The organism is Nocardioides sp. Kera G14 (assembly GCF_020715565.1).
In the GTDB taxonomy this organism is placed as follows: Bacteria; Actinomycetota; Actinomycetes; order Propionibacteriales; family Nocardioidaceae; genus Nocardioides.
In genome coordinates this window covers 2122958-2137163 of the sequence record NZ_CP085839.1, presented here as the reverse complement: position 1 = coordinate 2137163, position 14206 = coordinate 2122958, and the positions used below count along the sequence as shown (strand labels likewise).

14 protein-coding genes are annotated in these 14206 nt (G+C 70.6%); 5 read left to right on the top strand and 9 right to left on the bottom strand.

Going from position 1 to position 14206, the window contains the following annotated elements; translation table 11 throughout:
• Positions 1–14 precede the first annotated feature (14 nt).
• A complete protein-coding gene (locus LH076_RS10525) occupies positions 15–719 on the top strand; it encodes a lysophospholipid acyltransferase family protein (protein ID WP_227780654.1) in 705 nt (234 codons plus the stop codon).
• Between the two features lie 57 nt (positions 720–776).
• On the opposite strand, the gene glpK is transcribed toward LH076_RS10525, so the two are convergent.
• A complete protein-coding gene (gene glpK / locus LH076_RS10520) occupies positions 777–2240 on the bottom strand; it encodes a glycerol kinase GlpK (RefSeq protein WP_227780653.1) in 1464 nt (487 codons plus the stop codon).
• 21 nt (positions 2241–2261) lie between these two features.
• Positions 2262–3203 carry an NADP-dependent oxidoreductase gene (locus LH076_RS10515; RefSeq protein WP_227780652.1) on the bottom strand — a complete coding sequence of 314 codons (942 nt, stop codon included), beginning with the start codon at positions 3201–3203 and terminating at the stop codon, positions 2262–2264.
• Between the two features lie 23 nt (positions 3204–3226).
• Here LH076_RS10515 and LH076_RS10510 point away from each other — a divergent pair, with 23 nt between their 5' ends.
• Together LH076_RS10510 and LH076_RS10505 are read left to right on the top strand one after the other, a co-directional pair.
• Positions 3227–4579 (top strand): class II 3-deoxy-7-phosphoheptulonate synthase, encoded by a 1353-nt coding sequence (locus LH076_RS10510; RefSeq protein ID WP_227780651.1) that lies wholly within the window; start codon positions 3227–3229, stop codon positions 4577–4579.
• On the top strand, positions 4576–5568 hold the full coding sequence (locus LH076_RS10505; protein ID WP_227780650.1) for a threonine aldolase family protein: 993 nt from the start codon (positions 4576–4578) through the stop codon (positions 5566–5568). The genes LH076_RS10510 and LH076_RS10505 overlap by 4 nt, the downstream gene beginning before the upstream one ends.
• Before the next feature lie 77 nt (positions 5569–5645).
• Here the strand turns inward: LH076_RS10505 and LH076_RS10500 are convergent, their stop codons facing one another.
• Genes LH076_RS10500 through pknB form a run of 4 tightly spaced genes read right to left on the bottom strand, consistent with a single transcriptional unit; the run spans position 5646 to position 9892 of the window.
• Complete coding sequence (locus LH076_RS10500) at positions 5646–6125, bottom strand: GNAT family N-acetyltransferase (RefSeq protein ID WP_227780649.1); 480 nt, start codon at positions 6123–6125, stop codon at positions 5646–5648.
• Positions 6126–6168: 43 nt separating this feature from the next.
• Positions 6169–7053, bottom strand: a complete 885-nt coding sequence (locus LH076_RS10495; protein WP_227780648.1) for a DMT family transporter — start codon at positions 7051–7053, stop codon at positions 6169–6171.
• Complete coding sequence (locus LH076_RS10490) at positions 7050–7946, bottom strand: deoxyribonuclease IV (RefSeq protein WP_227780647.1); 897 nt, start codon at positions 7944–7946, stop codon at positions 7050–7052. Before LH076_RS10490 ends, LH076_RS10495 begins: the two co-directional genes overlap by 4 nt.
• 20 nt (positions 7947–7966) lie before the next feature.
• On the bottom strand, positions 7967–9892 hold the full coding sequence (gene pknB, locus LH076_RS10485) for a Stk1 family PASTA domain-containing Ser/Thr kinase (RefSeq protein ID WP_227780646.1): 1926 nt from the start codon (positions 9890–9892) through the stop codon (positions 7967–7969).
• A 24-nt stretch (positions 9893–9916) separates the two neighbouring features.
• On the opposite strand from pknB, the gene LH076_RS10480 reads away from it, so the two are divergent.
• The gene (locus tag LH076_RS10480; RefSeq protein WP_227780644.1) at positions 9917–10315 is read left to right on the top strand and encodes an Rv2175c family DNA-binding protein; all 399 of its coding nucleotides are present in this window, start codon (positions 9917–9919) and stop codon (positions 10313–10315) included.
• Positions 10316–10333: 18 nt separating this feature from the next.
• Here LH076_RS10480 and LH076_RS10475 read toward each other — a convergent pair whose 3' ends face one another.
• Positions 10334–11407, bottom strand: coding sequence for a polyprenyl synthetase family protein (locus LH076_RS10475; RefSeq protein ID WP_227780643.1), 1074 nt, complete (start codon positions 11405–11407; stop codon positions 10334–10336).
• A 32-nt stretch (positions 11408–11439) separates the two neighbouring features.
• Here LH076_RS10475 and metF point away from each other — a divergent pair, with 32 nt between their 5' ends.
• Positions 11440–12336: a methylenetetrahydrofolate reductase [NAD(P)H] gene (metF, locus tag LH076_RS10470; RefSeq protein WP_227780642.1), complete on the top strand. Its 897-nt coding sequence runs from the start codon at positions 11440–11442 to the stop codon at positions 12334–12336.
• A 2-nt stretch (positions 12337–12338) separates the two neighbouring features.
• On the opposite strand, the gene LH076_RS10465 is transcribed toward metF, so the two are convergent.
• Complete coding sequence (locus LH076_RS10465) at positions 12339–13613, bottom strand: phytoene desaturase family protein (protein WP_227780641.1); 1275 nt, start codon at positions 13611–13613, stop codon at positions 12339–12341.
• 15 nt (positions 13614–13628) lie between these two features.
• Entirely contained in the window at positions 13629–14204 is a 576-nt protein-coding gene (locus tag LH076_RS10460; protein ID WP_227780640.1) for a DUF4126 domain-containing protein, read from the bottom strand.
• Positions 14205–14206 lie beyond the last annotated feature (2 nt).

The window sequence follows — 14206 nt, the reverse complement described above, 5'->3', positions numbered from 1 at the left end:
GCAAGGATCAGCCTGTGTTCGAGCGACTCTTCTACGGAACGTTGAAGTGGATGGCCATCGGCCCGTGGCTGAAGCTCGTCTTCCGTCCGCGCTGGCAGGGCAGCGACCACGTCCCGACCAGCGGCCCCGCGATCCTCGCGAGCAACCACCTGTCGTACTCCGACTGGCTCTTCATGCCGCTCGGCCTGCCGCGGATGGTGCGCTTCGTCGCGAAGGCCGAGTACTTCACGGAGCCGGGCATCAAGGGACGCTTCAAGAAGCTCTTCTTCGGCGGCACCGGCAACGTGCCGATCGACCGCGGCGGCGCCTCTGCCGCCGAGGGCGCGCTGATCGCCGCCAAGAAGGTGCTGGCGGAGGGTGAGCTCTTCGGCATCTACCCCGAGGGCACCCGCTCGCACGACGGGAAGCTCTACCGCGGCCGTACCGGCGTCGCCCGCCTCGCACTCGAGACCGGTGTGCCGGTCATCCCCGTCGCCGTCATCGGCACCGACGTGATCGCCCCTCCGGGCAAGGCCTTCGGCCGGATCGTCCGGCCGACCGTCCGCTTCGGCAAGCCGCTGGACTTCTCCCGCTACGCCGGCATGGAGAACGACCGCTTCATCCTCCGCGCCATCACTGACGAGATCATGTACGAGATCCTCAAGCTCTCCGACCAGGAGTACGTCGACATGTACGCCTCTGAGGCGAAGAAGCTGTCCAAGGAGCAGAAGGCGGCCTGATCCCGGATCTCGCGGGGCCGGAAGCCGGACCTCGCGGGGCCGTAAGCCGGATGTCGGCTAGGCCCAGTTGCGTGAGCGGCTGACCGCGTCCTGCCACTTCGCGTAGGCCGCATCGGCGTGCTCGCGCCCGAGGGTCGGGTCGAAGGTCCGGTCGACCGACCAGGTCTCGCGAATCTCGTCGAACGAGCTCCACACGCCTGAGCCCAGTCCGGCGAGGAAGGCCGCGCCGAGCCCGGTCGTCTCGACCTGGGTCGGCCGGGAGACCGGCACGCCGACCTGGTCGGCCTGCAGTTGGCAGAGCAGGTCGTTGGCGGCGGCGCCGCCGTCGACCCTCAGGTTGCTGAGCGCAGGCATGGTCTCGAGCACGTCGCGCACCTCGAAGGCGATGGCCTCCAGCGTGGCCCGGACGAGATGCGCCTTCGTGGTGCCGCGGGTGAGGCCGACGATCGTGCCGCGCGCATGCGGATCCCAGTACGGCGCCCCCAGACCGGTCAGCGCCGGCACGAAGACGACGTCGCCGGAGTCCTCGACGGACCGGGCGATCGCCTCGGTCTCGGCGGCGGACCCGATGATCCCCAGACCGTCACGGAGCCACTGCACGGCAGCTCCGGTCACGAAGATCGCGCCCTCGACGGCGTACGTCATCTCGCCCTCGGGCGAGCGCCAGGCGGCGGTGGAGAGGAGGCCCGCGTCGGACCTCTCGATCGACGAGCCGGTGTTGGTGAGGATGAACGAGCCGGTCCCGTAGGTGCACTTGGAGTCACCGACCTCGAAGCACGCTTGGCCGAAGAGGGCCGACTGCTGGTCACCGGCCTGGCCACAGATGGGCAGGGTGAGTCCCAGGAAGGTGCGCGGGTCGGTCGTGATGTCGGCGCCCCAGTTCGGGACGAGGTCGGGCAGGGCGTCGCGCGGCACCCCGAAGAGGCCGCAGAGCTCGTCGGACCAGTCGCCACGTTCGAGGTCGAAGAGCAGTGTCCGGCTCGCGTTGGAGACGTCGGTGACGTGGTGCAGGCCGCGCGTCATGCGTGCGATGAGGTAGGAGTCGATCGTGCCGATCGCATAGCGGCCGGACTCCACGAGCGCCCACGTGTGCGGCTCGTTCTCCTGGATCCAGACCAGCTTGGTCCCGCTGAAGTAGGGGTCGAGGCGCAGGCCGGTGAGCTCGGTGACCCGCTCCTCGTGGCCCTCCTCCTTGAGCCGCTCGCAGATCGATGCGGTGCGGCGGTCCTGCCAGACGATCGCGCGACGCGGCGAGCCGAGCGTCTCCCGGTCCCAGAGCACGATCGTCTCGCGCTGGTTGGTGATGCCCAACGCAGTCAACTCGCCGCTGAAGGACCTGGTGGCGGCGGTGACGGCCGCGAGGGTCGCGGCCCAGATCTCCTCGGGCGAGTGCTCCACCCAGCCCGGCTGAGGGAAGTGCTGCGGGAACTCCTGGTAACCCCGAGCGGCGATCCGGCCGGTCTCGTCGACGATCAGTGCAGTCATGCCGGTGGTACCGGCATCGATCGCGAGCACGCTCATGCGCCCGACCTTAGTGGGCGGTCAGGGCAGGAGGATGACCTTGCCGGCGGCGTGGCCCTCGCCGACGAAGCGGTGCGCCTCGACGGCCTCCGTGAGCGGGAAGGTCTTCACGATCGGCACCTGCAGTCGGCCCTCGCCGGCAAGGGCGACGAGGTCGGCGCGGGCGGCGTTGCGCAGCTCCACGCCGAGATCGGAACCCGGACCGCCACCGATCTTCTGGACGCCGGCCTCCTCGGCGTGCGGCCCGCCGATGATCGTCGTGATCCGGTCCTTGTCGGCCACGAGCGCGAGCGAGACGTCGAACGCCTCGGCCGTGCCCGCGAGGTCGATGGCCGCGTCGAAGGGACCGACTTCGCTCGCGCGCTCGAGCAGGCCGTCGCCGTACGGGATCGGCGTCGCGCCCAACTGCGACAGCAGATCGTGGTTGCGTGGTGATGCGGTGCCGACCACGGTGGCGCCGCGGGCGTTGGCGAGCTGGATGAGCAGCTGCCCCACGCTGCCCGAGGCGCCGTGGACGAGGACCCGGTCACCGTCGCCGACTCCGACCTTCTCCAGCGCGTGGACGGCGGTGACGCCGACGAGCAGCAGACCGCCCGCCTCCTCCCAGGAGAGGGTCGCGGGCTTGCCGAAGACGTCCGAGGCAGGCACGTTGAGTGCGGTCGCGTAGCCGCCCTTCACTCGGAAGGCCAACACCTCATCACCCGCCACGAACTCGGTCACCAGGTCGCCGACGGCGGTGACGACGCCGGCCACCTCCTGGCCCGGTGTGAAGGGCAGGGGAGCCGGCTCGGAGTACTTGAACCCGCTGCGCTGTTTGAGGTCGATCGGGTTGACTCCGATCGCGCGGGTCTCGACTTGGACCTCGTCGGGAGCCGGGTCGCCGAGCTCGTCGGTCTCCGGCTTCATGACCTCGGGATCGCCCAGTTCATGGGCCCGGATGACGGTCACGGTGCGCGCACTCACGCGCTTCACCGTACCCTTGACCGGTGAGTACGATCCCCAGCCTCGAGGAGCTGCACGCCCTCGGTGCCGCCCAGCAGCCGAACTACCCCGATCCCGACGCCCTCGCCAAGGTCGTCGGTAAGCTGCGCTCGGTGCCGCCGCTGGTCTTTGCGGGCGAGTGTGACGAGCTCACGGACAAGATCGCGGCCGTCACCCGCGGCGAGGCCTTCATCCTGCAGGGCGGCGACTGCGCCGAGACGCTCGAGGGTGCGACCGCCGACAACGTCCGCGCCAAGCTGCGCGTCCTGCTGCAGATGGCCGTCGTCCTGACCTACGCCTCCTCGGTGCCGGTGGTGAAGATCGGGCGACTCGCGGGGCAGTACGCGAAGCCGCGCTCCAAGGACACCGAGACCAGGGTCGGCCCCGAGGGACCCGTCACCCTGCCGGCGTACCGCGGCGACGCCGTCAACGGCTTCGACTTCACTCCCGAGTCGCGCATGCCCGACCCGCAGCGACTCCTCGACGTCTACCACGCCTCGGCCTCGACGCTGAACCTCGCGCGCGCCTTCGTCACCGGTGGGTACGCCGACCTCCGCCAGGTCCACACCTGGAACCAGGACTTCATCAAGGACAGCCCGTTCGCCTCGCGCTACGAGGCGCTGGCCGGCGAGATCGACCGCGCGATGGCCTTCATGCAGGCGATCGGCGTGGCCGACGCCGACGAGTTCCACCGCGCCGACTTCGCCTCCTCGCACGAGGCCCTCGTGCTGGAGTACGAGCACGCGCTGACGCGGATCGACTCCCGGACCGAGGAGCCGTACGACGTCTCCGGTCACTTCGTCTGGATCGGGGAGCGCACCCGCCAGCTGTCCGGTGCCCATGTGGAGCTGCTCTCGCGGATCAAGAACCCGATCGGCGTGAAGCTCGGCCCGACCACGTCGCCCGACGACGCCATCGCGCTGGCCTCGAAGCTCAACCCGGCCAACAGCCCCGGCCGCCTGACCTTCATCACCCGCTTCGGTGCCTCCAAGATCCGCGACGGACTCCCGCCGATCATCGAGAAGGTCACGGCTGAGGGGCTCCAGGTCGCCTGGATCACCGACCCGATGCACGGCAACACGTTCGAGGCCTCGTCGGGCTACAAGACCCGCTCCTTCGACGACGTGCTCGACGAGGTCCAGGGCTTCTTCGACGTGCACCGCTCACTCGGCACCTGGCCCGGCGGTCTGCACGTCGAGCTCACCGGTGACAACGTCACCGAGTGCGTCGGCGGCGGCGAGCAGCTCTCCGACGCCGACCTGGCCACGCGTTACGAGTCGGTCTGCGACCCGCGCCTCAACCGGGTGCAGTCGTTGGAGATGGCGTTCCTCGTGGCGGACATGCTGCGCAAAGCATGATCGATCTGCGTTCTGACACCCTCACCAGACCGACCGAGGCGATGCGGGCCGCCATGGCCCGCGCCGAGGTGGGGGACGACGTCTACGGCGAGGACCCGACGGTCCGGGCTCTGGAGTCGAGGGTCGCAGAGCTGTTCGGCAAGGAGGACGCGGTCTTCACACCGACCGGATCCATGGCCAACGTGCTGGCGGTGCGCACGCTCGTCGGCGTCGGCCAGGAGGTGTTGTGCGAGTCACTCGCCCACATCGCCCGAGCCGAGCTGGGTGCGCACGGTGCCTTCACCGGCCTGACCATGCGCACGTGGTGGCACCCGACCGGAGGCGTCGACATGGAGGCGATCCGCCGGATGTTCGCCCCCGACATGGGCGTCTACTTCGTCCCGACCCGCGCCGTCTCCGTGGAGAACACACACAACTTCGGTGGCGGGACGATCACGCCGCTCGCCGACCTCCAGGAGTTGCGGACCTTCGCGGACGCGATGGGCATCGGGGTCCACATGGACGGCGCCCGCCTCTGGAACGCCCACGTCGCGACGGGCACGCCCCTGTCGTCGTACGGCGACATCGCCGACGTCCTCGCCGTCTGCCTGTCCAAGGGGCTCGGTGCACCGGTGGGCTCGCTCGTCGTCGGGTCGAACGACGCGATGGCCGAGACGCGTGTCTGGCGCAAGCGGATGGGCGGCGGCATGCGCCAGGTCGGCATCCTCGCGGCGGCCGGCCTGCATGCACTGGACAATCACCTCGACCGCCTGGCCGAGGACCACGCCCACGCCGCGCTGCTGGCCGAAGCCGTTGGCGTCGATCCCGCCACGGTCCAGACGAACATCGTCGTCGCCGAGCGCGAGGACGCCCCGGGCTTCGTCGCCCGCGCGGCCGAGGCCGGTGTGCGGATCAGCGCAGTCGGCCCTCGGACCGTCCGCCTCGTCACTCACCTCGACGTCAGCGACACCGACGCCGACGAAGCCGCCGCGATCCTCGCGAAGCTCTGAGGTCGCCGCGCCAAAGGTCACCGTGATGCTCTGCGCTGTAGGTGACGGTTGCGAAGGGTCACCCACACCGCGGAAGGTCACGGTGACGCTTTGGTCGGGCGCTGCCATACGAGCTGGCGGATCTCCTCGCCGTCCTGGAGGTGGCTGACGTTGTCGACGTCGACGAAGCCGCAGGCGAGGTAGAGGCGTTCGGCCCGGCGGTTGTCGGGCCGCACCCAGACCGACAGTCGCGACCAGCGCTGCTGCAGATGGCGGATGAGCCGGCCGCCGACGCCGGAGCCCCAGATCGCGGGGTCCACGGAGATCATCGAGATGTGGCCGGTGTCGGGGTCGGCGTACTCGCCGTCGTGGAACGTCTCGGCGAGCGCCATGCCGGCCGGCCTGTCGCCGTAGTGGGCGAGCAGGACGAGCTGTCCCTCGGCGACCTTCTCCCGCACGCGTTCCGTGCGCAGGGGGCCGGCGGGGCGGCGACGGGTCTGGTTGGCCGCCGCCCAGATCTCCATGACGAGGTCGAGCTCATCGGGCGAGCTCACTTCCGTCACTGAGATCCGGGGCACGCTCAGAAGGGTAGGCGAGCAGCGGCGCGGGGAGCGTAGCTGGTCAGACCGCGAGGTGCGGCTGCTCCACCTCGGGGTGCTGCCGCGGCCCCATCTCGGCGAGCAGCATCGCGACCAGGACGATGACACAGCCGATGCCCATCCGCAGGGTGACGGAGTCGCCACCGAAGCCGACGCCGAAGATCGCCGCGAAGACCGGCTCCATCGACATGATGATCGCGGCCCGCGTGGCCGGCAGATGGGCCTGCGCCCAGGTCTGGCCCAGCATGCCGATCAGGCCGGCCACGATGGCCATGTAGATCAGTGCCGCCCAATCCACGCCGCGGGAGGGCAGCGTCACTCCGCCCGGGACGGCGCAGGCCAGGCAGAGCAGGCCGATCACAACCAGCTGCACCGCCGAGACGCCGATCGCGTGCTCCGGTTCGCTCCAACGGCCGAGGCCGACGATGTGCAGCGCGTAGAGGACGGCCGAGAGGACGGTGAGGCCCTCGCCGAAGCCGATCGAGAAGCCGTTCAGCGACAGCACGCCGAGCCCGACCGCAGCGAGGGCGACGGCGATCCAGGTCACCGTGCCGATCCACTGCCGCAGGATCAGCCAGGCCAGGACGGGAGTGAGTACCACGTAGAGGCCGGTGAGGAAGCCGGACACCGTGGCCGAGGTGTGCTGCAGGCCGACGGTCTGGACGATCTGGCCCAGGCCGTAGACGACCCCGAGCAGGACCGACTGCAGCAGGAGGGGACGGGGGAGGCGACGTACGGCGCCCGGCGCGATCGCACACAGGACGACTCCGGCGACGACGAACCGCACACTGAGGTAGTCAGCGACGGGCACGCGCGTGACGAGGTCCTTCGTCAGCGGGAACGTCGAGCCCCAGCTGGCGGTGACGATGAGGAGCGCGAGCGTGGGGAGCAGGGCACCGCGCTTCACGCGCGCGGCCCAGCGGCGACCTCGGCACGAAGCGTCCTGAGCGCCTCGAAGTCCGCCGGCTCACCCTCGGCCGAACCGGGCGTCTCGAGGATGAACGGCACGCCCTCGGTCGCCGGATGTGCGAACAGCTCGCGGAAGGCGCCGAGCCCGATGTGGCCGTGGCCGATCTTCTCGTGCCGGTCCAGGTTGGCGCCGCGGACGTCCTTGGAGTCGTTGGCGTGGATCAGCCGCAGGCGCTCCGGCCCGCCGATCTCGACGAGCCGGTCGAGGGTCGCCGTCGCACCGCCCTCCTCGTCGAGCGGATCGCCGGCGGCGAAGACGTGGCAGGTGTCCAGGCAGATGCCTGCCTTCGGGTGCAGGTCGAGCGCGCCGAGATAGGTCTCGAGGTCGTCGACGACACCGCACAGCGAGCGGCCCTGTCCGGCGGTGGGCTCGAGCAGCAGCCACGGGCTGAACTCCCCGAGGGTGTCGAGGATCGGCAGGAGGGCCTCACGCACCTGCGTCATCGCCACGGCGAAGAGCGCCGCCGCCTCATCGGCATCGGTCGTCTGCGACACGAAGGAGCCGGTGTGCATGACGACCCCGTCGGCGCCGATGTCCGCGGCCCGCTTGAGGTTGTGCGCCATCACGAGTGCGCTCTTCTCGTACGTCGCCGAGGTCGGTGATCCGAGGTTGACCAGGTACGGCGCGTGCACGAACGCACGCATGTCGCGGCGCTCGAGCTCGAGGCGGAAGGCCTTGTCCTCCTCCGGCTTCCCGGCGCTCAGCGCCCAGCCGCGCGGGTTGCCGACGAAGATCTGGAGCGTCTCTGCGCCGAAGGCGTCGGCGTCGGCCAGCGCTCCCTTGACGAGGCCTTTGCCGACCTTGAGATGGGTGCCGATGGGGTTGCGCATGGTCCGCGCAGATTATCGGCTCAGACGAGGTAGAGCGTGATCGTCGAGCCCTTCGGGATCTTCTCGCCGGCGTTGGGCGTCCAGTCCCAGACATAGCCGAGTCCGAGGTAGTGGTCGCTCTGCTGGGTCACGACCTTGAAGCCCAGGGCCTCGAGCTTCTCGGTGGCGTCCTTGACGCCCATGGCGCGCAGGCCGTGAGGCACCTCGACGAGCTCGGGGCCCTTGGAGACCAGCAGCGACACTGTGTCGCCCTTGTAGAGCGTGCCGGTGTCGGGACTCTGCGTCATCACGAGGCCCTTGGCGACGGAGTCGTCGTAGCGGCTCGTCGTGTCGACCTTGAGCCCGGCCTTCGTCAGTGCCTTCTTGGCCTGGTCGGCATCCTTGCCGACCCAGCTCGTCACGGTGATCGGCTGGCGGCCCCTGCTCACCCAGACATCGACGTTGCTGCCGGGCGGCAGTTCGGTGCCGGCCTTCGGATCCGTGCGGATCACCTGGCCGCTGGGGACCGTCTCCGACCACGTGTCGACGGCCTTGCCGAAGCTCATCTCGAGGCCGGTGATGGCGTCCTGGGCCTCGTCGAGTGTCTTCCCGGCGAGGTCGGGAAGCTTGTAGACCTCCGGGCCCTTGGACAAGGTGATCGTCACGGTGCCGTGGTCCAGCACGCGATCACCACCGCCTGGGTCGGTGCGCATCACGAGCCCTGCCGCGGTGGCGTTGGACCAGTCAGGCGCAGCGACCTCGACCTTGAGACCTGCCTTCTCCAGCCTGGCGACCGCGGCGCTCTGCGAGAGGCCGAGCACGCCGGGGGTGGTCGTGTACCGCGCGAAGCCGAACCACCAGGCACCACCACCCACGACGGCGACGAGGAGCACGGCGAGGAGTACGGCGAACGGGCCGCGGCGACGCTTGCGGGGCTCCTCGGGCGGGGCGGCGACCGGCACCGGCGTGGGCCGGCTGACCTCGACGGTGCCTCGGCTGCGCGGTCGGACCGCCGTCGCCTCGGCGTCAGGCAACGCCTCCACGGCGGTGGCCTCGTGCACCGGCCGACGTGGTGGGGCCAGGTCCGTGGTCAGCTCGACGTCCTCCGTGACACCGGCGGCGAGCGCCTGGGAGACGCGCTGGAGATGGCGGAGCATCACGCCCGCGTCGGTCGGTCGGAGATCCGGATCGCGGGCGGTGGCGCGGGCGACCAGCGCGTCGACGTACGGGGGGAGGGAGGGGACGAGCGCCGAGGGTGGCGGCACGTCCTCGTGGACGTGCTTGTAGGCCACCTGGATCGGCGACTCGCCTTCGTGCGGCTTCCGGCCGGTGAGGAGCTCGTAGAGCATCACGCCGGCCGAGTAGACGTCGCTGCGCTTGTCGGCGCGGCCGTCGGTGACGATCTCGGGTGCGATGTAGGAGACGGTCCCGATCAGGACCCCGGTCGACGTGTGCTGGGTGGCGGCGGTGACGGCACGCGCCAGGCCGAAGTCGGCCACCTTCACGCGACCGTCCTCGGCGAGCAGGACGTTCTCAGGCTTGACGTCGCGATGGATGAGGTCGGCCTTGTGGGCGGCACCGAGGGCGGCGAGCACCGGCTCCATCAGCGCGACGGCCCGCCCCGGGAGTGCGGGCTGGCCGGGCGTCATGCGGTCGCGCAGCGTCGTCCCGCGAACCAGTTCCATGACGAGGAAGAGGGTGCCGTGGTCGTCCCCCTGGTCGAAGACCTGCACCACGTTGGGGTGATCGAGCCGGGCGGCTGCCCGGGCCTCGCGGACGAAGCGCGCGGCATACGCCTTGTCGTCGCCCAGGCCGGAGTGCATGACCTTGACCGCGACGATCCGGTCGAGGCGGCGGTCGTGGGCCTCGTAGACCCCGGCCATGCCGCCGCGCGCGATACGCGCGGTGAGGAGGTAGCGGCCCTCGAGGATGCGGCCCAGCAGTGGATCACTGTCGGGCTGTTGCATAGCGAGCATCGTACGATTCGGGCCATGAGCGACACCGACGGCGCGCCGCGCCCCCTGCCACTCGCCGAGCACGACCTCTCCGCCCTGGTCGAGGACTGGCTCGAGTGGTCGGAGGCTGCCGACCTCCTCGGCGTGACCGTCGGCAGCGTCCGCACGCTCGTCCGCGAGCACCAGCTCGCTCAGGCCGTGCCCGTCACCGGCGGCAAGGGCGTCCGCATCCCGGCGCTCTTCTTCCAGAACGGCGAGATCGTCAAGGGCCTCTCGGGCCTGATCACCATGCTGCACGACGGTCGCTACGACGACCGCGAGATCATCGCGTGGCTCTTCCTCGAACAGCCCGACCTGCCCGGCCGGCCGATCGACGCCCTGCGCGAGAACCGCGGCGCCGAGACGAAGCGGCGCGCGCAGGCCATGGCTCTGTGAGCTGAACGCGCGAGCGGCTCAGACGGAGCGCTGGGTGGCGGCGTCGGCGAGGGCGGTGAGCACCTCGATCGCGTCGGGCTCGAAGTCCGACGAGCGCAGCGCGGTGAGCGCCTGATCGGTCAGCGCGCTGATTCGCGCCTCGACCGCGTCGAGGGCACCGGACGAGGAGATGATCCCGCGAAGCCGCTCCACCTCAGCCTCGGCGAGAGCCGAGCCGAGCGAGCGGTCGAGCAGTGCAGCGTCGGCGGCGGAGGCCCGGGCCAGTGCCTCGGCGACGAGCACCGTCCGCTTGCCCTCGACCAGGTCGTCCCCAGCCGGCTTGCCCGTCACGTCCGGGTCGCCGAAGACGCCGAGCACGTCATCACGCAGCTGGAACGCCTCGCCCAGCGGTAGTCCGAACTCGGTATGCGCCGAGAGGTGGGCAGCGGAGGCGCCGGCCAGTGCGGCGCCGAGGTGCAGCGGCCGTTCGATCGAGTACTTCGCCGACTTGTAGCGCAGCACCGTCATCGCGGTCTCGACGTCCGCCGAGGCACGCGCCTGCACCGACACGTCGAGGAACTGACCGGCGATCACCTCGGTGCGGCAGGCGTCGAAGACCTCCATCGCCGGGCCGAGCACGTCCCACCCGAAACCGGAGCGGCGCAGCAGCTCGTCGGCCCAGGAGAGGAGCAGGTCGCCCAGCAGGATGGCCGCCGCGGCGCCGTACGTCGTCGCCGGACCGCTCCAGCCGGCGGAGGCATGCTCCGCGGCGAAATGGACGTGTGTCGACGGCCGCCCGCGACGCGTGTCGGACCCGTCCATGTAGTCGTCATGGACGAGCGCGGAGGCATGCAACAGCTCGAGCGAGGCACAGGCACGCACCAGCGCGGCCTCGTCCGGAGGGAAGCCGAGTGCGCGGAAACCCCAGTAACAGAAGGCGGCACGGAACCGCTTGCCGCCGGCGACACTCACCCGTGCCTGCTCGAGGAGGCGTGTGGCGTCATCACCCAGCGGAGCGAGCAGCGGGACCTGGCGGCCGAGGAACGTGTCGAGCTCGGCCTGGACCCGCGCGCGGAAGGCGTCGTCGTCCCACGCCGTGTCCGATGAAGTCACGTCCGGAGCCTAGGCTCCCTACACTGACCGGCATGACGACGGGTCGAGGACAGTCACTGGCCGAGCGGATCGCGGCAGGCGACCGCTCGTTCTCCTTCGAGTTCTTCCCGCCGAAGGACGAGGCGGGCGAGGCGCAGCTCTGGGACGCCATCCGCGCGCTCGAGTCCTATCGCCCCACGTTCGTCTCCGTGACGTACGGCGCCGGCGGGGCCACCCGTGACAAGACGGTCGGCATCACCGGACGGATCGCCCGCGAGACCTCGCTCCTTCCCGTCGCGCACTTGACCTGCGTCGGTCACACCCAGGACGAGCTGGTCGGCATCCTCGACACCTACGCGAGCGAGGGCGTCCACCACGTGATGGTGCTCCGTGGAGACCCTGCCGAGGGCCCGCGCGCCGAGTGGACCCCGACCGAGGGTGGCTTCACCCACGCCATCGAGCTGGTCGACCTCGCCCACCGTCGCGGTGACTTCCGGGTCGGTGTCGCCGCCTTCCCCGAGGGTCACCCCACCGCCGAGTCGCTCGACCACGACGCAGACGTGCTCGTCGCGAAGGCCAGGGCGGGCGCCGAGTTCGCCGTCACCCAGATGTTCTTCCGGGCCTCGGACTACTTCGGCCTCGTCGAGCGGATCCGCGCCCGCGGCGTCGACATCCCGATCCTCCCGGGCATCATGCCGATCCTGAACCTCGCCGCCATCCGCCGCCAGGGCGAGCTGATCGGCACGTCCGTGCCCGACGAGATCGTCGCCCGGATCGAGGCGAAGTCCGACGACCCCGCCGCCGTCCGTGCCGAGGGCATCGCGCTCGCCGCCGAGCTCTGCGAGGAGCTCCTGGCCGGCGGCGCCCCGGGCCTGCACTTCTACACGCTCAACCGCTCCAAGGCGACGCTCGAGATCTTCGAGCAGCTCAAGATCTCCGCGCCAGTCTGATCTCAGGCCGCGCCGATCGCGGCTGCGACGAGGGCGGCGGAGAGCCCCACGAAGGGCAGGCCGTCACCGCTGACCGACGCGGCGCCGGCGGCGTACACGTTCGGGATCGGCGTCCTGGGGCCGACGCGCTGGAAGGTCGTCGTGCGTCCGCCCCAGACCACACCACTCGGCGAGCCGTGCCACTGACCGACGAGTTGGGCGGGGGAGCGGCGGTGCTCGGCGACGATCTGTTCCGGCTTGATCTTGATCCCGTGGCGCCACAGCACGAGGTCGATGTCCTCGAGGATCTGGCCGCGGACCAGGAGCGTCCAGGCCGTGGCTCCGTCGGGGGCTCGGCCTCCGGGCCGCACGACCACGAGCGGCTCACCGTGCAGCACGACGTCGGTCGTGATCTCGGGCAGGTCGCCGACGAGGCCGAGGTGGACGATGGTCGGCGGCATCACCGGCATCGTGGACGTGGTCAGCGGCTCCAGGGCGGGAAGCGACCGGGGATCGATCGCCACGACGACGACGTCCGCGTCGACGTCCCCCTCCGTCGTCCGTACGCCGACGGCCCGGCCACCCTCGACCACGACATCGGTCGCCATCGCACTCACGACCGAGACGCGGCGGGTCTCGAGCCGGTCGATGAGCACCTCGCGCAGCGCGGCCATCCCGCCGACCGGTCGCCAGGCGCCGAACCGCTGCTCGAGGTAGGCGGTGAGGCCGGCCCACGCCGGCACGTCCCGCACGTTGTGGCCGGCCACCTCGAAGGGGAGTGCGGCCACCTCGCGCAGGCGCTTGTCGCGGAAGTCGCCGCGCAGCCGGCTGCGCAGCATCTCGCGTGAACGCAGCATGCGGTCGACCTCGCGCGGCAGCTCGGCCGAACGGGATTCGAAGAGGTGCTGTCGGGTGAGCTCCCAGACGTCGGCGTACGACTCGACGTGGTGCACCCACGCCTGACCGAGCTCCTCGAGCTGGGCCGCCCGCGAGGCACCGCGGACCCGCAGCACCGTGCCGTCGCGCCAGTGGTGCTCGCGGACCACCTCGACGTGTTCGAGCTCCAGCTCACGCTCCAGCGGGCGGCCCGACTTGCGGAAGAGGTCGCGCGTGACGGCGGGCAGCAGGGTCGAGGAGGCGACGTCCCACGAGAACCCCGGCGACTCGGCGTCCTCGAAGGGCACCAGGGCGCCGCCGAGATCAGGGGAGACGACCGTGACCTCGTGACCGAGCTTGGCCAGGCGCGCGGCCGAGGCGAGACCGCCGAAGCCGCCGCCGACCACCACCACCCGTGCCACGGGCGGCAACCCTACTCAGACAGGCCTCCTCTTCCAGCGACGCCATCCGCGCCGGACCATGCTGCCCAGGACGTAGGCCAACAGCAGGCCGAGGATCAGCAGCACGGCGGCGATCGACGCCGCGATCTGCGGATGCTGCAGTGCGAGCAGCCCGACACCCAGCACCGACAGGTCCTCGGTGAGACTGGCGCCGATGTTGCTGAACGGCTCGGGTGAGGCGTTGATCGCCAGCCGCCCGCCGGACTTCGCCAGATGGGCGAGGAAGGCGGTCAGCCCGCCGGTCACACCCCCGACAGCCTCGTTGAGCGAGTCGGCCTCACCGGCGAGCAGCACGCCGATGACCGCACCCACGGTCGGGCGGATGACGGTCGAGATGGCGTCCCAGGTCGAGTCGACGTACGGGATCTTGTCGGTCACGAACTCCAGCGCGTACATCCCGCCGGCAGCCGCCAGCACCGGCCAGGAGCCGAGCACGTCCGGGATCCGGTCCAGGTCTCCGACGCGGTCGGCGATGCCGAGCACGAGCACGACGAGGTAGGCGTTGATGCCGCTGGCCCAGCCGGTCGAGAAGGTCAGCGCGAGGGTTTCCATAG